The 19,835-nt window shown below is 39.9% G+C and carries 35 protein-coding genes; all 35 read left to right on the top strand.

Annotation, left to right across the window (positions count from 1 at the left end; all coding sequences use genetic code 11):
• The 35 genes from rplB to N178_RS19985 all read left to right on the top strand — a co-directional run bounded on the left by rplB (window position 1) and on the right by N178_RS19985 (window position 19,813).
• Complete coding sequence (rplB, locus tag N178_RS20155; protein WP_013081374.1) at window positions 1-831, top strand: 50S ribosomal protein L2; 831 nt, start codon at window positions 1-3, stop codon at window positions 829-831.
• Window positions 832-888: 57 nt separating this feature from the next.
• The gene (gene rpsS / locus N178_RS20150; RefSeq protein ID WP_013054931.1) at window positions 889-1,167 is read left to right on the top strand and encodes a 30S ribosomal protein S19; all 279 of its coding nucleotides are present in this window, start codon (window positions 889-891) and stop codon (window positions 1,165-1,167) included.
• Window positions 1,168-1,186: 19 nt separating this feature from the next.
• Entirely contained in the window at window positions 1,187-1,528 is a 342-nt protein-coding gene (gene rplV, locus N178_RS20145; protein ID WP_013054932.1) for a 50S ribosomal protein L22, read from the top strand.
• 3 nt (window positions 1,529-1,531) lie between these two features.
• A complete protein-coding gene (gene rpsC / locus N178_RS20140) occupies window positions 1,532-2,188 on the top strand; it encodes a 30S ribosomal protein S3 (protein WP_013054933.1) in 657 nt (218 codons plus the stop codon).
• Between the two features lie 2 nt (window positions 2,189-2,190).
• On the top strand, window positions 2,191-2,625 hold the full coding sequence (gene rplP / locus N178_RS20135) for a 50S ribosomal protein L16 (RefSeq protein ID WP_013054934.1): 435 nt from the start codon (window positions 2,191-2,193) through the stop codon (window positions 2,623-2,625).
• A complete protein-coding gene (gene rpmC / locus N178_RS20130) occupies window positions 2,615-2,815 on the top strand; it encodes a 50S ribosomal protein L29 (RefSeq protein ID WP_013054935.1) in 201 nt (66 codons plus the stop codon). Before rplP ends, rpmC begins: the two co-directional genes overlap by 11 nt.
• A gap of 25 nt (window positions 2,816-2,840) precedes the next feature.
• The gene (gene rpsQ / locus N178_RS20125) at window positions 2,841-3,104 is read left to right on the top strand and encodes a 30S ribosomal protein S17 (protein WP_013054936.1); all 264 of its coding nucleotides are present in this window, start codon (window positions 2,841-2,843) and stop codon (window positions 3,102-3,104) included.
• 51 nt (window positions 3,105-3,155) lie between these two features.
• Window positions 3,156-3,524, top strand: a complete 369-nt coding sequence (gene rplN / locus N178_RS20120) for a 50S ribosomal protein L14 (RefSeq protein ID WP_013054937.1) — start codon at window positions 3,156-3,158, stop codon at window positions 3,522-3,524.
• A gap of 49 nt (window positions 3,525-3,573) precedes the next feature.
• On the top strand, window positions 3,574-3,885 hold the full coding sequence (rplX, locus tag N178_RS20115) for a 50S ribosomal protein L24 (protein ID WP_013054938.1): 312 nt from the start codon (window positions 3,574-3,576) through the stop codon (window positions 3,883-3,885).
• A 31-nt stretch (window positions 3,886-3,916) separates the two neighbouring features.
• Entirely contained in the window at window positions 3,917-4,456 is a 540-nt protein-coding gene (rplE, locus tag N178_RS20110; protein ID WP_013054939.1) for a 50S ribosomal protein L5, read from the top strand.
• Between the two features lie 33 nt (window positions 4,457-4,489).
• Window positions 4,490-4,675, top strand: coding sequence for a type Z 30S ribosomal protein S14 (locus tag N178_RS20105; RefSeq protein WP_013054940.1), 186 nt, complete (start codon window positions 4,490-4,492; stop codon window positions 4,673-4,675).
• A 30-nt stretch (window positions 4,676-4,705) separates the two neighbouring features.
• Window positions 4,706-5,104, top strand: a complete 399-nt coding sequence (gene rpsH / locus N178_RS20100) for a 30S ribosomal protein S8 (protein WP_013054941.1) — start codon at window positions 4,706-4,708, stop codon at window positions 5,102-5,104.
• Window positions 5,105-5,134: 30 nt separating this feature from the next.
• Window positions 5,135-5,674: a 50S ribosomal protein L6 gene (rplF, locus tag N178_RS20095; RefSeq protein ID WP_013054942.1), complete on the top strand. Its 540-nt coding sequence runs from the start codon at window positions 5,135-5,137 to the stop codon at window positions 5,672-5,674.
• A 32-nt stretch (window positions 5,675-5,706) separates the two neighbouring features.
• Complete coding sequence (rplR, locus tag N178_RS20090; protein WP_013054943.1) at window positions 5,707-6,069, top strand: 50S ribosomal protein L18; 363 nt, start codon at window positions 5,707-5,709, stop codon at window positions 6,067-6,069.
• Between the two features lie 20 nt (window positions 6,070-6,089).
• Window positions 6,090-6,590, top strand: a complete 501-nt coding sequence (gene rpsE / locus N178_RS20085) for a 30S ribosomal protein S5 (protein ID WP_013054944.1) — start codon at window positions 6,090-6,092, stop codon at window positions 6,588-6,590.
• Window positions 6,591-6,604: 14 nt separating this feature from the next.
• Window positions 6,605-6,787: a 50S ribosomal protein L30 gene (gene rpmD, locus N178_RS20080; protein WP_013054945.1), complete on the top strand. Its 183-nt coding sequence runs from the start codon at window positions 6,605-6,607 to the stop codon at window positions 6,785-6,787.
• A gap of 33 nt (window positions 6,788-6,820) precedes the next feature.
• Window positions 6,821-7,261 (top strand): 50S ribosomal protein L15, encoded by a 441-nt coding sequence (gene rplO / locus N178_RS20075; protein WP_013054946.1) that lies wholly within the window; start codon window positions 6,821-6,823, stop codon window positions 7,259-7,261.
• Window positions 7,261-8,553 (top strand): preprotein translocase subunit SecY, encoded by a 1,293-nt coding sequence (gene secY, locus N178_RS20070; RefSeq protein WP_013054947.1) that lies wholly within the window; start codon window positions 7,261-7,263, stop codon window positions 8,551-8,553. Before rplO ends, secY begins: the two co-directional genes overlap by 1 nt.
• Window positions 8,554-8,619: 66 nt before the next feature.
• Window positions 8,620-9,273, top strand: a complete 654-nt coding sequence (locus N178_RS20065; RefSeq protein WP_013054948.1) for an adenylate kinase — start codon at window positions 8,620-8,622, stop codon at window positions 9,271-9,273.
• Window positions 9,270-10,016 carry a type I methionyl aminopeptidase gene (gene map / locus N178_RS20060; RefSeq protein ID WP_014462024.1) on the top strand — a complete coding sequence of 249 codons (747 nt, stop codon included), beginning with the start codon at window positions 9,270-9,272 and terminating at the stop codon, window positions 10,014-10,016. Before N178_RS20065 ends, map begins: the two co-directional genes overlap by 4 nt.
• A gap of 235 nt (window positions 10,017-10,251) precedes the next feature.
• Entirely contained in the window at window positions 10,252-10,470 is a 219-nt protein-coding gene (gene infA / locus N178_RS20055) for a translation initiation factor IF-1 (RefSeq protein WP_010285101.1), read from the top strand.
• Between the two features lie 37 nt (window positions 10,471-10,507).
• Window positions 10,508-10,621 (top strand): 50S ribosomal protein L36, encoded by a 114-nt coding sequence (gene rpmJ, locus N178_RS20050; protein WP_003156543.1) that lies wholly within the window; start codon window positions 10,508-10,510, stop codon window positions 10,619-10,621.
• Window positions 10,622-10,645: 24 nt separating this feature from the next.
• Window positions 10,646-11,011, top strand: a complete 366-nt coding sequence (gene rpsM / locus N178_RS20045; RefSeq protein ID WP_013054950.1) for a 30S ribosomal protein S13 — start codon at window positions 10,646-10,648, stop codon at window positions 11,009-11,011.
• 23 nt (window positions 11,012-11,034) lie between these two features.
• Window positions 11,035-11,424 carry a 30S ribosomal protein S11 gene (rpsK, locus tag N178_RS20040; RefSeq protein ID WP_013054951.1) on the top strand — a complete coding sequence of 130 codons (390 nt, stop codon included), beginning with the start codon at window positions 11,035-11,037 and terminating at the stop codon, window positions 11,422-11,424.
• A 180-nt stretch (window positions 11,425-11,604) separates the two neighbouring features.
• A complete protein-coding gene (locus N178_RS20035) occupies window positions 11,605-12,549 on the top strand; it encodes a DNA-directed RNA polymerase subunit alpha (protein WP_013054952.1) in 945 nt (314 codons plus the stop codon).
• A gap of 44 nt (window positions 12,550-12,593) precedes the next feature.
• Complete coding sequence (gene rplQ / locus N178_RS20030; protein WP_013054953.1) at window positions 12,594-12,956, top strand: 50S ribosomal protein L17; 363 nt, start codon at window positions 12,594-12,596, stop codon at window positions 12,954-12,956.
• A 138-nt stretch (window positions 12,957-13,094) separates the two neighbouring features.
• Entirely contained in the window at window positions 13,095-13,934 is an 840-nt protein-coding gene (locus N178_RS20025; RefSeq protein ID WP_013054954.1) for an energy-coupling factor ABC transporter ATP-binding protein, read from the top strand.
• A complete protein-coding gene (locus N178_RS20020; RefSeq protein ID WP_045294405.1) occupies window positions 13,910-14,779 on the top strand; it encodes an energy-coupling factor ABC transporter ATP-binding protein in 870 nt (289 codons plus the stop codon). Before N178_RS20025 ends, N178_RS20020 begins: the two co-directional genes overlap by 25 nt.
• Complete coding sequence (locus N178_RS20015) at window positions 14,776-15,573, top strand: energy-coupling factor transporter transmembrane component T family protein (RefSeq protein WP_045294403.1); 798 nt, start codon at window positions 14,776-14,778, stop codon at window positions 15,571-15,573. The genes N178_RS20020 and N178_RS20015 overlap by 4 nt, the downstream gene beginning before the upstream one ends.
• A gap of 18 nt (window positions 15,574-15,591) precedes the next feature.
• The gene (gene truA / locus N178_RS20010; RefSeq protein WP_045294401.1) at window positions 15,592-16,332 is read left to right on the top strand and encodes a tRNA pseudouridine(38-40) synthase TruA; all 741 of its coding nucleotides are present in this window, start codon (window positions 15,592-15,594) and stop codon (window positions 16,330-16,332) included.
• Window positions 16,333-16,488: 156 nt separating this feature from the next.
• Complete coding sequence (gene rplM / locus N178_RS20005; RefSeq protein WP_013054958.1) at window positions 16,489-16,926, top strand: 50S ribosomal protein L13; 438 nt, start codon at window positions 16,489-16,491, stop codon at window positions 16,924-16,926.
• A 22-nt stretch (window positions 16,927-16,948) separates the two neighbouring features.
• Complete coding sequence (gene rpsI, locus N178_RS20000) at window positions 16,949-17,341, top strand: 30S ribosomal protein S9 (protein ID WP_013054959.1); 393 nt, start codon at window positions 16,949-16,951, stop codon at window positions 17,339-17,341.
• Between the two features lie 111 nt (window positions 17,342-17,452).
• The gene (locus N178_RS19995; protein WP_013054960.1) at window positions 17,453-17,875 is read left to right on the top strand and encodes a DUF2521 family protein; all 423 of its coding nucleotides are present in this window, start codon (window positions 17,453-17,455) and stop codon (window positions 17,873-17,875) included.
• A gap of 70 nt (window positions 17,876-17,945) precedes the next feature.
• Complete coding sequence (gene cwlD, locus N178_RS19990; protein ID WP_014462005.1) at window positions 17,946-18,653, top strand: N-acetylmuramoyl-L-alanine amidase CwlD; 708 nt, start codon at window positions 17,946-17,948, stop codon at window positions 18,651-18,653.
• 86 nt (window positions 18,654-18,739) lie between these two features.
• Entirely contained in the window at window positions 18,740-19,813 is a 1,074-nt protein-coding gene (locus N178_RS19985; RefSeq protein ID WP_045294399.1) for a P-loop NTPase, read from the top strand.
• Window positions 19,814-19,835: the final 22 nt, after the last annotated feature.

Here is a 19,835-nt window from a genome sequence, read left to right as displayed (position 1 = left end):
ATGGCGATTAAAAAGTATAAACCAACCTCAAATGGTCGTCGTGGTATGTCAGTTTCTGATTTCGCTGAAATTACTACTGACAAACCAGAAAAATCGTTACTTGCACCTGTCAAGAGAAAAGGTGGTCGTAACAACCAAGGTAAATTGACTGTTCGTCACCAAGGTGGTGGGCACAAGCGTCAATACCGTATCATCGATTTTAAACGCGATAAAGATGGAATACCTGGACGCGTTGCTACAATCGAATATGATCCAAACCGTTCAGCTAACATCGCATTAATTCATTATGCTGATGGTGAAAAACGTTACATCCTTGCTCCTAAAAACCTAAAAGTAGGTTTAGAAGTTATGTCAGGTCCTGAAGCTGACATTAAAGTAGGTAACGCGCTTCCTTTAGCTAACATTCCTGTTGGTACAGTAGTACACAACATCGAATTGAAACCTGGTAAAGGTGGACAATTAGTTCGTTCTGCAGGTACATCTGCTCAAGTACTTGGTAAAGAAGGTAAATACGTATTAGTACGTTTAACTTCTGGTGAAGTACGCATGATCCTTGCAACTTGTCGTGCAACTGTAGGTCAAGTTGGTAACGAACAACACGAGTTAATCAACATCGGTAAAGCCGGTCGTTCTCGTTGGTTAGGTATCCGTCCAACTGTACGTGGTTCTGTAATGAACCCTAACGATCACCCACACGGTGGTGGTGAAGGACGTTCTCCAATCGGACGTAAGTCTCCAATGAGTCCATGGGGCAAACCAACACTTGGTTACAAAACTCGTAAGAAGAAAAACAAATCCGATAAATTTATCGTTCGTCGTCGTAAAAAATAACGGGATTGAGCTACGGTTCAAACGAACCGTAGGACAATCACGAAGGGAGGTTCATTTATGGGTCGCAGCTTAAAGAAAGGACCTTTTGTAGATGACCATTTAATCAACAAAATTGAGAAGTTAAACGAAACTGACAGCAAGCAAGTAGTAAAAACTTGGTCTCGTCGTTCAACTATCTTCCCTCAGTTCATTGGTCATACAATTGCTGTATATGACGGTCGTAAACATGTACCAGTTTATGTTACTGAAGACATGGTAGGTCACAAACTTGGTGAATTCGCACCATCTCGTACTTACAAAGGTCACGCAAGTGATGATAAGAAAACAAGACGCTAATATGAGAGGAGGCTTTTAAATGCAAGCTAAAGCTGTCGCGAGAACAGTACGTATTGCTCCTCGTAAAGTTCGTTTAGTTGTAGATTTAATTCGAGGTAAGCAAGTGGGTGAAGCGCTAGCAGTGCTACTTCACACGCCAAAGGCTGCTTCTCCAGTCGTTGAGAAAGTATTAAAATCTGCTATTGCCAATGCAGAACACAATTATGAAATGGACGCTAACAATTTAGTTATTACTGACGCTTTTGTTAACGAAGGTCCAACTTTAAAACGTTTCCGTCCACGCGCTATGGGACGTGCAAGCCAAATTAACAAGCGCACAAGCCACATCACAATCGTGGTATCAGAAAAGAAGGAGGGATAATTCATGGGTCAAAAGGTAAATCCGGTCGGTCTTCGCGTCGGTGTCATCCGTGATTGGGAATCAAGATGGTTCGCTGGCAAAGACTACGCTGACTTATTACATGAAGACTTAAAAGTACGTGAATATATCGCTAAACGTTTAAACGATGCAGCTGTTTCTAAAGTTGAAATCGAACGCGCTGCTAACCGCTTAAACGTAACGATCCACACTGCAAAACCTGGTATGGTAATTGGTAAAGGTGGTACTGAAGTAGAATCACTTCGTAAAGCTCTTAACCAATTAACAGGCAAGCGTGTACACATTAACATCCTTGAAATTAAACGAGCTGATTTAGATGCTAAACTAGTAGCTGAAAACATCGCTCGCCAACTTGAGAACCGTGTATCATTCCGTCGTGCTCAAAAGCAAGCTATCCAACGTAGTATGCGTGCTGGCGCACAAGGTATCAAAACAATGGTATCTGGTCGTTTAGGCGGAGCTGATATTGCTCGTTCTGAATATTACAGTGAAGGTACAGTTCCACTTCATACACTTCGCGCTGATATTGACTATGCTCACGCTGAAGCAGATACTACTTATGGTAAACTTGGTGTGAAAGTATGGATCTATCGTGGAGAGGTTCTTCCTACTAAAAAGAAAACTGAGGAAGGAGGAAAATAATTATGTTATTACCAAAACGCGTTAAATATCGTCGCGAACACCGCGGAAAAATGCGTGGACGCGCTAAAGGTGGTACGGAAGTACATTTCGGTGAATTCGGTTTACAAGCTACTGAAGCTTCTTGGATTACAAACCGTCAAATCGAAGCTGCTCGTATCGCAATGACTCGTTACATGAAACGTGGCGGTAAAGTATGGATTAAAATTTTCCCTTCTAAACCTTATACTGCTAAGCCTCTAGAAGTCCGAATGGGTTCTGGTAAAGGTGCTCCTGAAGGTTGGGTAGCAGTTGTTAAACCTGGAAAAGTAATGTTTGAAATTTCAGGTGTATCTGAAGAGGTTGCACGTGAAGCTTTACGTTTAGCTGCACACAAGCTACCTGTAAAATGTAAGTTTGTAAAACGTGAAGAAATTGGTGGTGATTCTAATGAAAGCTAATGAAATTCGTGACCTTACCACTGCTGAAATTGAACAAAAAGTTAAGGCTTTAAAAGAAGAGTTGTTTAACCTTCGTTTCCAATTAGCGACTGGACAATTAGAGAATACTACTCGTATTCGCGAAGTGCGCAAATCGATCGCTCGTATGAAAACTGTAGTTCGTGAAAGAGAGATTGCTGCTAATAAATAATTAAGTCTGAGAGGAGGCTTTCAGAATGAGTGAACGCAACCAACGTAAAGTTTACACTGGCCGCGTAGTTTCTGACAAAATGGATAAGACTGTTACTGTTCTTGTTGAAACTTACAAAAAGCATTCGCTTTATGGCAAGCGTGTAAAATACTCAAAGAAATTCAAAGCTCACGATGAAAACAATACAGCTCAACTAGGCGATATCGTGAAGATCATGGAAACTCGTCCGTTATCAGCTACTAAACGTTTCCGTCTAGTAGAAGTTGTAGAAAAAGCTGTTATCATCTAATAGTTAAGATAGATCGGATAAGAATGATTCATCCGAAGGGAGGTTTCGTACATGATTCAACAAGAATCTCGTTTAAAAGTTGCAGACAACTCTGGTGCACGTGAGGTACTTACTATTAAAGTACTTGGTGGTTCAGGTCGCAAGACAGCAAACATTGGTGATGTTATCGTTTGTACGGTGAAACAAGCAACACCAGGAGGCGTTGTTAAAAAAGGTGACGTTGTTAAAGCTGTTGTTGTACGTACAAAAAGTGGTGTTCGCCGTACTGACGGTTCTTACATCCGTTTCGACGAAAATGCTTGCGTAATCATCCGTGACGACAAAGGACCACGTGGTACTCGTATCTTCGGACCAGTTGCTCGTGAATTACGTGATAACAACTTCATGAAGATCGTATCATTAGCTCCAGAAGTTATCTAATTGATATATAGAACAAATACAAAATGCCTTTTAAGGAGGTGCGAATAGGATGCATGTTAAAAAGGGCGACAAAGTAGTGGTTATCTCTGGTAAAGACAAAGGTAAGCAAGGTGAAGTACTTGCAGCTTTCCCAAAGAAAGACCGTGTACTTGTTGAAGGCGTGAACGTTGTTAAAAAACACTCTAAACCTTCTCAAGTAAATCCACAAGGTGGAATCGTTAGCCAAGAGGCACCTATCCACGTATCAAACGTAATGCCGTTGGATCCTAAATCTGGTGAGCCAACTCGTGTTGGGTACCAAGTTATCGATGGCAAAAAGGTACGTGTAGCAAAAAAATCTGGTGAAACTTTAGATAAATAATTAATGAAATGTGAAGGGAGGTTTAGTTCACATGAACCGTCTTAAAGAGAAATTTACAAAAGAGATTACTCCTGCTCTAGTTAGCAAGTTTAATTATGAATCTGTAATGCAAGTGCCAAAAATCGACAAGATCGTAATCAACATGGGTATCGGTGATGCTGTTTCTAACTCAAAAGCTTTAGATAACGCTGTTGAAGAACTAGCTGAAATCACTGGTCAAAAACCTGTTGTAACTCGTGCGAAAAAATCTATCGCTGGTTTCCGTCTTCGTGAAGGTATGCCAATCGGTGCGAAAGTTACTTTACGCGGCGAGCGTATGTACGAATTCTTCGATAAACTAGTATCAGTATCACTTCCACGTGTGCGTGATTTCCGTGGGGTATCTAAAAAAGCATTTGATGGTCGTGGAAACTACACGTTAGGTGTTAAAGAACAATTGATCTTCCCAGAGATCGATTATGATAAAGTAACTAAAGTTCGTGGTATGGATATCGTTATTGTTACAACAGCAAACACTGATGAAGAAGCTCGTGAGCTTTTAACTCAGTTCGGTATGCCATTCCAGAAGTAATAACTGCCAACGTTAAGCAGAGGAGGCGAAAATGTGGCTAAAAAATCAATGATTGCGAAGCAAAAACGCCAGCAAAAATTCCAAGTACAAGAGTATACACGTTGCGAACGTTGTGGACGTCCACACTCAGTACTACGTAAATTCAAGCTTTGCCGTATTTGTTTCCGTGAGCTTGCTTATAAAGGTCAAATTCCTGGTGTTAAAAAAGCTAGTTGGTAAAACCCAAGTTTGGGAAGGAGGTAAATTAATATGGTAATGACTGATCCTATTGCAGATTTACTAACTCGTATCCGCAATGCGAACATGGTTCGTCATGAGAAAATTGAAGTTCCTGCTTCTAACATTAAGAAGCAAATTGCAGAAATCCTTAAGCGTGAGGGTTTCGTACGTGATGTAGAATACATCGAAGACAACAAACAAGGTATTATCCGTATCTTCTTAAAATACGGTTCAAATAACGAACGTGTAATTACAGGCTTAAAACGTATCAGTAAACCTGGTCTACGTGTTTATGCAAAAACTAACGAAGTACCACGTGTACTTAACGGTTTAGGTATCGCAATCGTTTCTACTTCTCAAGGTGTTTTAACTGACAAAGAAGCTCGTCAAAAGCAAACTGGTGGAGAAGTATTAGCGTACGTTTGGTAATAAGTTTTAAATGTGAATGGAGGTGTAACTATGTCACGTGTTGGTAAAAAGCCTTTAGAACTTCCAGCAGGTGTTACAGTTACGAACGAGAGCAACACTGTAACTGTAAAAGGACCAAAGGGTGAATTAACTCGTACATTCCACCCTGAAATCGAAATTAAAGTTGAAGACAACGTATTAGTTGTTAATCGTCCTAGCGACAATAAAGAGCACCGCGCTCTTCACGGAACTACTCGTAGCCTTTTAGGTAACATGGTTGAAGGTGTTACTAAAGGATTCGAACGTGGTTTAGAATTAGTCGGTGTAGGTTACCGTGCACAAAAATCTGGTAGCAAATTAGTATTGAGCGTTGGATACTCTCACCCAGTTGAGATTACTCCTGAAACAGGAATCGAAATCGAAGTTCCTTCTCAAACTAAGATCGTTATTAAAGGTATTGATAAAGAACGCGTAGGTGCATTAGCTGCAAATATTCGTGACGTTCGTCCACCAGAGCCTTACAAAGGTAAAGGTATTCGTTACGAAGGCGAATATGTACGTCGTAAAGAAGGTAAAACTGCTAAGAAGTAATGCCGGTTAGGTAAAAGAAAGGAGTGCCCGAAATGATCACGAAGCTTGATAAAAACAAAGTTCGTAAAAAAAGACATGCTCGTGTTCGTGCGAAGTTATCTGGAACTGCAACTCGTCCGCGTTTAAACGTGTTCCGTTCTAATCAACATATTTACGCACAAGTTATCGACGATTTAAATTCAGTAACAATCGCAAGTGCTTCAACGTTAGATAAAGACCTGACTTTAGAAAGCACTGGTAACACTGAAGCTGCTATCAAAGTTGGCGAATTAGTCGCTAAACGCGCAGTAGAAAAAGGTGTAAACGAAGTAGTATTCGACCGTGGCGGTTATTTATATCATGGCCGTGTTAAAGCATTAGCTGACGCTGCTCGTGAAGCTGGATTACAATTCTAATTGTAAAAGGAGGGAAAATCATGCGTCGTATTGATCCAAATAAATTAGAGCTTGAAGAACGTGTTGTTACCGTTAACCGCGTAGCTAAAGTTGTGAAAGGTGGACGTCGTTTCCGCTTCGCTGCATTAGTTGTAGTTGGTGACAAAAACGGTCACGTTGGATTCGGTACTGGTAAAGCACAAGAGGTACCAGATGCAATCCGTAAAGCAATTGAAGATGCGAAGAAAAACTTAATTACTGTACCTATGGTTGGTACAACTATTCCACACGAAATCCTTGGACAATTTGGTGCAGGTCAAATTTTCTTAAAACCTGCTTCTGAAGGTACAGGAGTTATCGCTGGTGGCCCAGTTCGTGCGGTACTAGAATTGGGTGGAGTAAGTGATATTCTATCTAAATCTTTAGGTTCAAACACTCCAATCAACATGGTACGTGCAACTCTTAACGGTTTAGCTAATCTAAAACGTGCTGAAGATGTTGCAAAACTACGTGGCAAGACTGTAGAAGAACTGTTAGGATAAGGGAGGGATATAGAATGGCAAACAAACTAGCAATTACCCTTACTCGTAGCGTAATTGGTCGTCCAGAAGATCAACGTGTAACTGTTCGTACACTTGGCCTACGTAAGTTAAATCAAACTGTCGTTCAAGACGATAATCCTGCAATTCGCGGAATGATTAACAAAGTAGCTCACCTTGTTACAGTAAAAGAGCAATAAGTATAAATTGTCACTCTAAGGAGGTGCTCCGGAATGAAACTTCATGAATTGAAACCAGCTGAAGGTTCACGTAAAGTACGTAACCGTGTAGGTCGTGGTACTGGTTCAGGTAACGGAAAGACTTCAGGTAAAGGTCACAAAGGGCAAAACGCTCGCTCTGGCGGTGGCGTAAGACCTGGCTTCGAAGGTGGTCAAACTCCTTTATTCCGTCGTCTTCCAAAACGTGGGTTCACTAATATCAATCGCAAAGAATACGCGATCGTTAATTTAGAAGCTCTTAACCGTTTTGAAGATGGAACTGAAGTAACACCAGAATTATTAATCGAAACTGGTTTAGTAAGCAAAGCAAAAGCTGGCGTTAAAGTACTAGGAAACGGTACATTAAACTCTAAGCTAACTGTTAAAGCTGCTAAATTCTCTTCAACTGCTAAAGAAGCTATCGAAGCTGCTGGCGGTACAGTTGAGGTGATCTAATGTTTCAAACAATCTCCAATTTAATGCGCGTGCGTGAAATAAGACAAAAAATCTTTTTCACTTTGTTAATGTTAATTGTCTTCCGAATTGGTACATTTATTCCTGTACCAAGTGTTAATACGGATGTACTAAAATTGCAAGATGGGTTAAATGTATTCGGAGTTCTGAATACATTTGGCGGCGGCGCGTTAAAAAACTTCTCCATTCTTGCTATGGGCATTATGCCTTATATTACAGCATCCATCATCGTCCAATTATTGCAGATGGATGTTGTACCTAAGTTTACAGAATGGTCAAAGCAGGGAGATGTTGGGCGCCGTAAATTAGCTCAAGTAACTCGTTATGGAACAATTGTGCTTGGATTTATCCAGGCTTTAGGTATGTCTATAGGATTCAACAATATTTCGGGCGGACAATTGATCGCTAATCCAGGAATTTCTACGTATCTTCTAATTGCTACAGTGTTAACGGCAGGTACTGCCTTCTTAATGTGGTTAGGAGAACAGATTACTGCAAAAGGCGTAGGTAATGGTATTTCTATCATTATCTTTGCTGGGATTGCAGCTGGTATTCCGACAACATTAAATCAAATTTATGCACAGCAATTTGAAGACGTTGGGGATCAATTATTCATTCGTATCGTAACGGTAGTTTTAATTGCGATTGCAGTTTTAGCTATTATTGTTGGGGTTATTTACTTCCAACAAGCGCTACGAAAAATTCCTATTCAATATGCAAAGGGTTCAGCTGGTCGTAATCCTGTTGGAGGTCAATCCACTCATTTACCGTTAAAAGTAAATGCTGCTGGGGTTATTCCTGTTATCTTTGCAGTTTCATTTATTATCACACCACCAACAATTGCATCATTTTTCGGTCCAAATGATGTAACGACGTGGATTCAGAATACATTTGACTATACTAAGCCAATTGGTATGATAGTGTATGTAGCGTTAATCATTGCTTTTTGTTACTTCTATACATTTGTTCAAGTTAACCCTGAACAAGTAGCAGAGAACTTGAAAAAGCAAGGTGGCTACATCCCAGGCATTCGTCCTGGTAAAAGCACACAAGCTTATTTAACGAAAGTGTTATATCGTCTGACATTAATCGGTTCGATATTCCTTGCGTTAATTGCTGTGTTGCCGGTTCTGTTCATCAAAATTGCGAACCTACCATCATCTGCTCAGATCGGCGGTACTAGTTTGTTAATTGTTGTCGGTGTAGCTCTTGAGACAATGAAACAGCTTGAGAGTCAATTAGTGAAACGCCATTATAAGGGATTTATTAAGTAAAGCTGTTTAGTGGGGGGCAGGCTGCTTTCCCATTAAACGGATAAGATACTGAGGGGGAAGCAAGAAATGAATTTAGTGTTAATGGGCCTTCCTGGTGCTGGGAAAGGTACTCAAGCAGAAAAAATCGTTGAGCATTACGATATCCCTCATATCTCAACAGGAGATATGTTCCGAGCTGCAATTAAAGAAGGAACGCAACTAGGTTTAAAAGCTAAATCATTTATGGACCAAGGTAACCTTGTTCCTGATGAAGTAACAATTGGAATTGTGCGCGAGCGTTTAAACAAACAAGATTGTGAAAACGGCTTTTTACTTGATGGCTTCCCAAGAACAGTAGCCCAAGCAGAAGCTCTTGAAACAATTACAAAAGAACTAAACAAGCAAATTGATTATGTGATTAATATTGATGTAGATCAAAGCATTTTAATGGAGCGTCTTACTGGACGCCGCATTTGTAAAGATTGCGGAGCTACTTACCACTTAGTATTCAATCCTCCTGCGAAAGAAGGAGTTTGTGACAAATGTGGCGGAGAGCTTTACCAACGTGCAGATGACAATGCTGAGACGGTTTCAACTAGACTTTCAGTTAATGTTAAACAATCTCAACCTCTACTTGATTTCTATCAAGAAAAAGGTTATCTACGCAATATTAATGGTAATCAAGATATTAACATTGTGTTTGAGGATGTTCGTCAATTACTTGCTGGGGTTAAGCAATGATCATTTGCAAGACACCAGAGGAAATTGAGGTCATGCGTGAAGCTGGACGAATCGTGGCTTTAACTCATCAAGAGTTAAAAAAACATATCGCTCCAGGTATTACGACTATAGAATTGGATGCAATTGCTGAAAATTTTATTCGTCAACATGATGCAATTCCGTCTTTTAAAGGGTATAATGGTTTTCGCGGCAGTGTATGTGCTTCTGTGAATGAAGAATTAGTTCATGGTATTCCGGGAGAACGCAAGCTTAATGAAGGAGATATCATCAGTTTAGACATCGGAGCTAAATTCGGTGGCTATCACGGTGACTCAGCTTGGACATATGGAGTAGGAAAGATTTCATTAGAAAATCAAGAGCTGCTTGATGTGACTGAGCAATCTCTCTACAAAGGATTAGCAGAAGCGAAGCCGGGTGAGCGTTTGTCGAATATTTCACATGCTATTCAACAGTACGCAGAATCACGTAACTTTTCGATTGTAAGAGAATATGTTGGCCATGGCGTCGGCAAAGACTTACATGAAGATCCGCAAGTACCTCATTATGGTCCACCGAATAAAGGACCGCGTCTACGTCCAGGCATGGTATTGGCAGTTGAGCCAATGGTGAATGCTGGTATGCGATATGTAAAAACATTACCTGATAACTGGACAGTTGTGACAGTGGATGGTAAAATGTGTGCGCACTTCGAACATACTATTGCAATTACTGAGACGGGATATGAAATTCTGACAGCATTGTAATGTTAAAGGATGTTATCTCTATCCATTCCTCGCTAGATGCACTGGACAGTAAACAGTAATTATCTAAATTCACGATGATCGTTTTTCGTCTGAATTGCTGTTAAAATGGTAAAGATGTATATTAGCGTCAATCATCTTGAATTTAATGATTACGATCTCCGGATGTTCAGAACAGGTTCTTTTTAAGTCGTTTAATGATAGCTTGTTACTGTTTCAAAGAAAGGAGAGCACTTTAATGGCAAAAGACGATGTAATTGAAGTTGAAGGTACAGTTGCTGAGACTTTACCTAACGCTATGTTCAAGGTAGAATTAGAAAATGGTCATACAGTACTTGCTCACGTATCAGGGAAAATTCGCATGCATTTCATTCGAATCTTACCTGGTGATAAAGTAACTGTAGAATTGTCACCATACGATTTAACTCGCGGTAGAATTACGTACCGTTTCAAATAAAACCTATGCACTCCGTACTATCAAGGAGGTATGAAACATGAAAGTCAGACCATCAGTTAAACCAATCTGCGAAAAATGTAAAGTTATCCGTAGAAAAGGTAAAGTAATGGTAATTTGTGAAAACCCTAAGCATAAACAAAAACAAGGTTAATCAATAAGGAGGTGCACTATTCATATGGCACGTATTGCTGGTGTTGATATTCCTCGTGACAAGCGTGTAGTAATTTCATTAACATACATTTTCGGTATTGGTCGTCCAACTGCTGAAAAAGTTCTAGCTGAAGCTGGAGTTTCTGAAGATACTCGCGTTCGTGACTTAACAGAAGAAGAATTAGGTAAAATTCGTGATATTTTAGATAGCTATAAAGTAGAAGGCGATCTTCGTCGTGAAGTTTCTTTAAACATCAAACGTTTAATTGAGATTGGTTCATACCGTGGTATCCGCCACCGTCGTAGTTTACCAGTTCGTGGTCAAAACAGTAAAAACAATGCTCGTACACGTAAAGGCCCACGCCGTACTGTAGCGAACAAGAAGAAATAATTAGTAAGGGAGGTCATTAACAGATGGCACGTAAAACTAATACACGTAAACGTCGCGTGAAAAAGAATATTGAAGCTGGTGTAGCTCATATTCGCTCAACGTTTAACAACACTATTGTAACAATTACAGATGTTCACGGTAATGCGATTGCTTGGTCTAGTGCAGGCGCACTTGGCTTCAGAGGTTCTCGTAAATCTACTCCATTTGCTGCGCAAATGGCTGCTGAAACTGCTGCAAAAGTTTCTATGGATAACGGAATGAAAACTCTTGAAGTTACAGTTAAAGGCCCTGGTGCTGGTCGTGAAGCAGCTATCCGTGCTCTTCAAGCTGCAGGTTTAGAAGTAACAGCTATTAAAGATGTTACTCCTGTACCTCACAACGGATGCCGCCCACCAAAACGTCGTCGTGTATAATTAATATGTATAGATTCTATTTCGTTGTCTATAATGATGATGGTGTAGAATTTATTCATGCAACGAAATGTTTTCCATTTGTTGTGCACATTCGGGAACTGTCTAATAGGGAATTTCGGTTAGGCATTTGAGAAATCAGCCGTCTAGCCGAGGTTTCGACGTTTTGAAGGAGGGTTTATATTGATAGAGATTGAAAAGCCAAAAATCGAAACGGTAGAAATCAGCGATGATAGAAAGTACGGTAAATTCGTCGTCGAACCACTTGAGCGTGGATATGGTACTACTTTGGGTAACTCCTTACGTCGTATCCTATTATCCTCACTCCCTGGTGCAGCTGTAACATCTATTCAAATTGAAGGTGTATTACATGAATTTTCAACAGTTCCTGGAGTTGTTGAAGATGTAACAAACATCATTTTAAACGTTAAAAAGTTAGCGTTAAAGATTTACTCTGATGAAGAGAAAACACTTGAGATCGATGTTAAAGGTCCTGGTACAGTAACGGCTGCTGACATTCAAGCAGACAGCGATATCGAAGTTCTAAATCCAGATCTTCATATTGCAACACTTGAGTCAGATGCTCATTTCCGTATGAGACTTACTGCTCGCACAGGTCGAGGTTATAATCCTGCCGATGCTAACAAGCGTGAAGACCAACCAATTGGTGTACTTCCAATTGACTCAATCTATACGCCTGTTACTCGCGTATCGTATTATGTAGAAAATACTCGTGTTGGTCAAATGACAAATTACGATAAGTTAACGTTGGATGTTTGGACTGACGGTAGCATCGAGCCAGAAAAAGCTGTTGCTTTAGGTGCAAAGATTCTAACGGAACACTTAAATATCTTCGTTAACTTAACAGATGAAGCTCAAAAAGCAGAGATCATGGTAGAAAAAGAAGAAGACCAGAAAGAAAAAGTTCTAGAGATGACGATCGAGGAACTGGATTTATCTGTTCGTTCTTACAACTGCTTAAAACGAGCAGGCATCAATACTGTACAAGAGCTTGCTAATAAAACAGAAGAAGATATGATGAAAGTTCGTAACTTAGGCCGTAAATCTTTAGAAGAAGTTAAAGCTAAACTTGAAGAATTAGGTTTGGGTCTACGTAAGGACGACTGATTATATCTACCTGTTTAACTACTTAACAAAGGAGGGGACCTCACATGTCTTACCGTAAATTAGGTCGTACAAGCGCACAACGCAAGGCGCTTCTTCGTGATTTAACAACTGATTTAATCATCAGTGAACGCATTGAGACAACTGAAGCTCGTGCAAAAGAATTACGTTCAACTGTTGAAAAAATGATTACTTTAGGTAAACGTGGAGATCTACACGCTCGTCGTCAAGCTGCATCTTACATCCGTAATGAAGTAGCTAACGAAGAAGCTGGTCAAAGCGCTTTACAAAAACTATTCAGCGATATCGCTACTCGCTACGAAGATCGCCAAGGCGGTTACACTCGTATCTTAAAAGTTGGACCTCGCCGTGGTGACGGTGCTCCAATGGTTATCATTGAATTAGTTTAATATTTTTAATACAGATAGAAAAGGGCGAGACAGTGTGTAACTAGTCGTTGCCCTTTTTTTATACCTTAAACCGGGTAAATAGCGTAAAAAACCAATGTAGGCAATGCTGCAATAGAAAAAGCTGAGAGGAAGATAGCGTTGAAAGAAATGTCTTTAGAGGTAAAAGATTTATGCTTTCGATACGATCCTGAAGCAGACCTAACATTAGATCACCTTTCTCTCTCTGCTTATAAAGGTGAATGGTTAGCGATAGCTGGACATAATGGATCTGGTAAATCGACGCTGGCACGAATTCTAAACGGCCTTTTGCTACCTGAAAAAGGAACGGTTCGAGTGGGCGATACTCTTTTATCTGAAGAAACAATATGGGATGTGCGCAAGCAGATTGGAATGGTGTTTCAAAATCCAGATAATCAATTTGTTGGCTCAACCGTTCAAGATGATATTGCGTTTGGGCTTGAAAACAACGGGATTCCATTTGAGATTATGGAAAAACGTATACCTGAAGCAATCGAAATGGTCAATATGAGTGCTTTTCTGGATCAAGAGCCTCATCAGCTATCAGGTGGACAAAAACAGCGTGTGGCCATTGCGGGTATAATTGCCGTACAGCCATCTGTCATCATTCTAGATGAAGCAACATCTATGTTAGATCCTATTGGACGAACTGAAGTACTTGAAACTGTTAGAAAATTAAAAGAAGAAAAACAACTGACGGTTATTTCAATTACCCACGATTTAGATGAAGTAGCAATGGCTGACAGAGTCGTTGTGATGAACAAAGGGAAGATCTATGCAACAGGTACTCCACGCGAAGTATTTGCATTAGGTTCCAAGTTAACGGATATTGGACTAGACTTGCCGTTTTCCGTTAAACTAAGCCATCGTTTTGCTTCCGTAGGAATTCCTTTATCAAAAATTCATTTAACAGATGAGGACTTGGTGGACGAACTATGGACATTATATTCAAAGAAGTAGAGCATCGTTATCAAGTTAATACACCATTTGAACGAATTGCTCTACATGACTTAAATTTAAGCATTCAATCAGGTACATTTTTGGCTGTTATTGGCCATACTGGTTCTGGGAAATCAACAATCATACAGCATCTGAATGCTTTATTGAAGCCAACTGCTGGTGAAATTCAAATCGGTGAGCGCACAATTAAAGCCAATCGAAAAGAAAAGAATTTGAAAGCTATTCGTCAGCAAGTAGGCGTAGTGTTTCAATTTCCAGAACATCAGCTTTTTGAAGAAACGGTGGAAAAAGATATAGCTTTTGGGCCAATGAATTATGGCGTTTTGGAAGAAGAAGCAAGGCAAAAAGCAAGAGAGCTTATCAAGTTAGTGGGGTTGCCAGAAGACCTTCTCACCAGATCTCCTTTTGATTTGAGTGGTGGACAAATGCGTCGTGTAGCGATAGCAGGTATTCTAGCGATGAATCCTAATGTGCTAATTTTAGATGAGCCAACTGCTGGATTGGACCCTAGAGGCCGTCAAGAAATTATGAATATGATTTATCGTCTTCATAAAGAAAAAGGCTTGACGACGATTCTCGTGACTCACAGCATGGAAGATGCAGCTATGTACGCTGATGAGCTAATTGTGATGAATAAGGGAACGATTGCGATGAAAGGGTCACCTAGAGAAGTGTTTGGTCAGCATACGCAGCTAAAAGAATATGGATTGGATGTTCCAGAATCGCTTCGCTTTATGCTGAAGCTACAAGAGAAATTTCAGCTTGAAGCATCGGATACGGTTATTACCTTTTCTGAAGTGGTAGAGAAAGTGCAGCACCTTATGCAGCAAGGTGAACGATTATGATGAACTCAATCATTATTGGTAAGTATGTGCCGGGGCATTCTGTTGTCCATCGAATGGATCCTCGGGCCAAGCTGCTTCTCGTATTTGCATATGTATTAATTGTGTTTTTAGCAAATAACCCTATCGGCTATGCTTTTTTAGGTGTGTATACCCTTGCCATAGTGGCCATGAGTAAAGTGCCCGTTTCATTTATTTTAAGAGGGTTAAAGCCCGTTCTATTTATTATTATCATCACGTTTCTTTTGCACATTTTTATGACAAAGGAAGGGCCTCTCTTGTTTGAATGGGGATGGTTTTCTGTCTATAAAGGCGGCCTTATTCAAGGTATTTTAATTTCCTTACGCTTCTTGTTTTTAATTTTAATTACGACGATGCTAACGTTAACGACTACGCCCATTGAAGTAACAGATGGAATGGAAAGCTTGTTGAATCCATTTAAAAAGCTCAAGCTTCCTGTCCATGAATTAGCTTTAATGATGTCCATTTCTCTTCGCTTTATTCCTACATTGATGGAAGAGACAGATAAAATTATTAAAGCACAGACAGCACGAGGAGTGGACTTTAGCAGCGGTCCTGTTACGGATCGGTTGAAAGCTGTCGTTCCTTTGCTTGTTCCTTTATTTATAGGTTCATTTAAGCGTGCTGAAGAGCTAGCTATTGCCATGGAGGCAAGGGGTTATAAAGGCGGAGAAGGGCGTACAAAGTATCGTCAATTGAAATGGGGAAGCATAGATACAATTATGCTTTTACTTCTACTGGCAGTAGCAGTTGTTTTAGTGCTGATTAGAACGTAAAGATTGTTTGGTGAAAAGATGAAACGTTTAAAATGTATAGTTGCATACGACGGCACACACTTTTCGGGTTATCAAGTTCAGCCCAATAAGCGAACTGTTCAACTCGAGATTGAATCCGTTTTAGAGAAAATGCATAACAAAAAAGTTCCGATTTACGCCTCTGGACGAACGGACACAAATGTTCATGCACAGGGGCAAGTCATTCATTTTGACACAAACCTAAATATTCCATGTGATAAGTGGAAAAAAGCATTGAATTCAATGCTACCAGATGATATTGTAATGAAGAATGTATGTGAAGTTGATGCACATTTTCACGCCCGGTATGACGTTACTTCAAAAGAGTATCGCTATCATATTTTGCGCGGCGAAGATCGAAATCCTTTCACTCGTTCTTATGCATACCATTACCCTTATCCATTAGACTACTCGAAAATGAAAAAAGCCATCACATATTTACTCGGTACACACGACTTTACAAGCTTTTGTTCAGCGAGGACAGAAGTGGAAGATAAGATCCGTACGATTTATAAGATTGATATGTATGAAGAGAATAGTCAGCTTGTGTTTAGATTCGTTGGAAGTGGCTTTCTGTATAATATGGTTCGTATTCTTGTTGGAACGCTTTTAGAAGTAGGACAAGGCAGTATTGAACCAGATGCTATAAAAGATATTCTAGAAAGCAAATCACGTCCTCGTGCAGGGAAAACTGCGCCTTCGCAAGGACTATATTTATGGCGCGTTTTCTATGACAACTAAACCTGGTGTAACATTTTCTTGACATTAGTAGCTTAAAGATATAATATATCATATGGTATGTATTTTAACCCCACGGTTAGCCCCGGAAATTAATCGTGTTGAAATAGAAGGTTGAAATAATTTTATAATTGATGATGAAAATTAGGAGGGAAACTCATGCGTACAACTTTCATGGCGAAAGCAAACGAAGTAGAGCGTAAATGGTATGTTGTCGATGCTGAAGGTAAAACTTTAGGTCGTTTAGCAAGTGAAGTAGCATCAATCTTACGCGGTAAACATAAACCAACTTTTACACCACATGTTGATACTGGTGATCACGTGATCCTTATCAATGCGTCAAAAATCGAACTAACAGGTAAAAAATTAACTGATAAAATTTATTACCGTCACAGCATGCACCCAGGTGGTTTGAAACAACGTACAGCATTAGAAATGCGTACTAACTACTCTGAGAAAATGCTTGAATTAGGAATCAAAGGCATGCTTCCAAAAGGTAGCCTAGGCCGTCAAATGTTCAAAAAATTACATGTGTATGCTGGTGAAACACATCCACATGAAGCACAAAAACCAGAAGTTTACGAACTTCGCGGATAATTAATAAGAGGAGGTTATTATCTTGGCACAGGTACAATATTACGGAACTGGTCGTCGTAAAAGCTCTGTTGCTCGTGTACGTTTAGTACCAGGTAACGGTCGCGTAACAATCAACGGTCGTGAAATCGAAGAATACATTCCATTTGCTGCACTACGTGAAGTAGTAAAACAACCACTTGCTTTAACTGAAACTGTAGGTAACTATGACGTATTTGTAAACGTTAATGGTGGAGGTTATGCAGGTCAAGCTGGCGCTATTCGTCACGGAATCTCTCGTGCTTTATTAGAAGCAGACCCTGAATACCGTGGAACATTAAAACGTGCTGGTCTATTAACTCGTGACGCTCGTGCGAAAGAACGTAAAAAATACGGTCTTAAAGGCGCTCGTCGTGCACCACAATTCTCAAAACGTTAATTTTATATTACGTTTCAAGCCTTGGTCTTTGGACCAAGGCTTTTTTTATTTATTGTTTGCGTATGAGACGAAGGCTTGTGCAGACAATATGTAAAAAAGGGAGGCGTTATCATGAACGAGGTTACATATTTAAAAGAAAAACGTTATGAAAAAGAAATGAAATATGAACGCAAAGTCCTAAGGGAATTATCGTTTGATTTGCTTCAAGAGAGGCTGCGCCGTTATTTTCACCCAATGTTTCAGTGGAATATGCTAGGAGACGAACATGTGGAGGAGTACTGTCTTGACATTGCTATCGAATCATTTTTATTAGGTGCCCGGGTGAGTAAACGTGGTAAAGGCTACGAAGATTTTCAGAAGCACAGTAAGCAAGAAGAGTCTCTTTTAATTGATACATTGTACGGAGCCGTCAGCATGTCTGTAACAGACCTTTATCAAGATGGTCTGTATTATTTGTGTCAAGGATATGTGCAAGACTGGTGGAAAGAAGGTTATCGAACCGCAGAAAAAAGACGTCGGTTACGTTTGCATTAAAAAGTACTCATAATTCCCGTTCTTGTCCCATATAGAAATAAATAGGTGAGGCAAGAAGGGAAGGGATAAAATGTCTAAAGTAAAAATAATGAGCACAATTATAGCGCTTCTCGTTCTTTTTGTCATTGTACAATATCAGATAGATCATAGAACATCATCCGGTTCGCTTTCACTTCCTCTTAGCGGGAAAGTTATTGTACTAGATCCTGGACACGGCGGTGTTGATGGAGGAGCGGTAGGAGAGGATGAAGTGCTTGAAAAAGAAATAACTCTTAAAATTTCGTTAATGCTTCGGGACTATCTGCAAGAGCAAGGGGCACTTGTTATTATGACGAGAGAAAAAGACGAAGACCTAGCGGCCAAAGATACAAGAGGATACAGTCGGAGAAAAGTAGAAGACTTAAAAAATCGCTTAACGATGATTAATAAATCCAATGCCGATTTGTACTTAAGTATTCACTTGAATGCTATTCCATCCTCTGCGTGGAGAGGGGCTCAAACTTTCTATTACGGATCCCTAAAAGAAAACGAGCAAGTGGCCAAACTCATTCAACAAGAGCTAAGAAATAACCTAGACAATACGACCCGTGAAGCAAAAGCTATTCAAACTCTTTACCTTCTTAAGCATTCTAAGCCACCCGGTGCTTTGGTTGAAGTAGGATTCTTATCAAATCCTACAGAACGTAAAATGCTTCAATCGAAACGCTATCAAAAAAAGTTAGCTGAATCCATTTATGAAGGAGTCAGCCGGTATTTTACTGGAGAAAAGCCTAAATAAAAAGCATAGCATCCTTCTATTCAGAAAAATCTAATATGTATGATATACTTGATAGTATAAATAGATTTTAACATGGTGGTGGGAGTATGCTAACGGAAAAGCAAGTAAAAGAAGTAGTAGGGGAAATTACAGATCCATTTTTAAATAAAAAACTATCAGAAACAGATGCGATTAAAGAAATAACAATCAAAGCTGAAAAACAGCATATAAGCCTGAAGATTGCTGTTGCAAAAACAGGTACTAGTGAACAGCTGAGCCTTCAAGGCACAATTGTAGAAGAATTAAAAAAAGCAGGTGTACAGTCGGTGGGACTGCGATTTGTTGAGTTTACGCCTGAGGAACTTCAGCAGTACCGCGCTGAGCAGCCGAATACTGGCAACTTACTAACTAGTCCGAATGCACCTGAATTTATTGCTATTGCCAGCGGTAAAGGAGGCGTTGGTAAATCAACAGTCTCTGTGAACTTAGCCGTTTCTCTAGCTCGTTTAGGAAAGAAAATTGGTTTAATTGATGCTGACATTTATGGATTCAGCGTCCCAGATATGATGGGAATCATACAGCGTCCTGTAGTAGAAGGTGAAAAGATTATTCCAGTTGACCGTTTCGGAGTAAAAGTTATTTCCATGGGCTTCTTTGTAGAAGATAATTCACCTGTTATCTGGCGAGGACCTATGCTTGGAAAAATGTTGACGAGCTTTTTTACAGAAGTTGAATGGGGAGAATTAGATTATCTTTTACTAGACTTACCTCCTGGAACAGGTGATGTCGCATTAGACGTTCACTCCATGCTTCCTGCTTGTAAAGAAGTGATTATTACAACACCACATCCTACAGCGGCATTTGTTGCAGCTAGAGCGGGTGCTATGGCTTTGAAAACAGATCATGAGGTAATTGGAGTTGTAGAAAATATGGCCTACTTTGAAAGCCAGCTAACAGGCGAAAAAGAGTACGTATTTGGTAAAGGCGGGGGTCCAAAACTTGCTGAGGAACTTCAGACAGAGCTTTTAGGACAGCTTCCGTTAAGTCAGCCCGACTGGAATGAAGAAGATTTTGCACCTTCCATTTACGACGAATCCCATCGTTTAGGTCAAATATATGGAGAGATTGCAAGCAAGATTGCATTTATTTGCGAAAATGAAAAAGCAGCAACAGGGAAATAACAAAAAGCACGCGCTCGAACAG

Source organism: Priestia aryabhattai B8W22, assembly GCF_000956595.1.
In the GTDB taxonomy this organism is placed as follows: Bacteria; Bacillota; Bacilli; order Bacillales; family Bacillaceae_H; genus Priestia; species Priestia aryabhattai.
The sequence above is the reverse complement of the archived record's forward strand: the minus strand, read 5'-3'. Positions and strand labels throughout refer to the sequence as shown.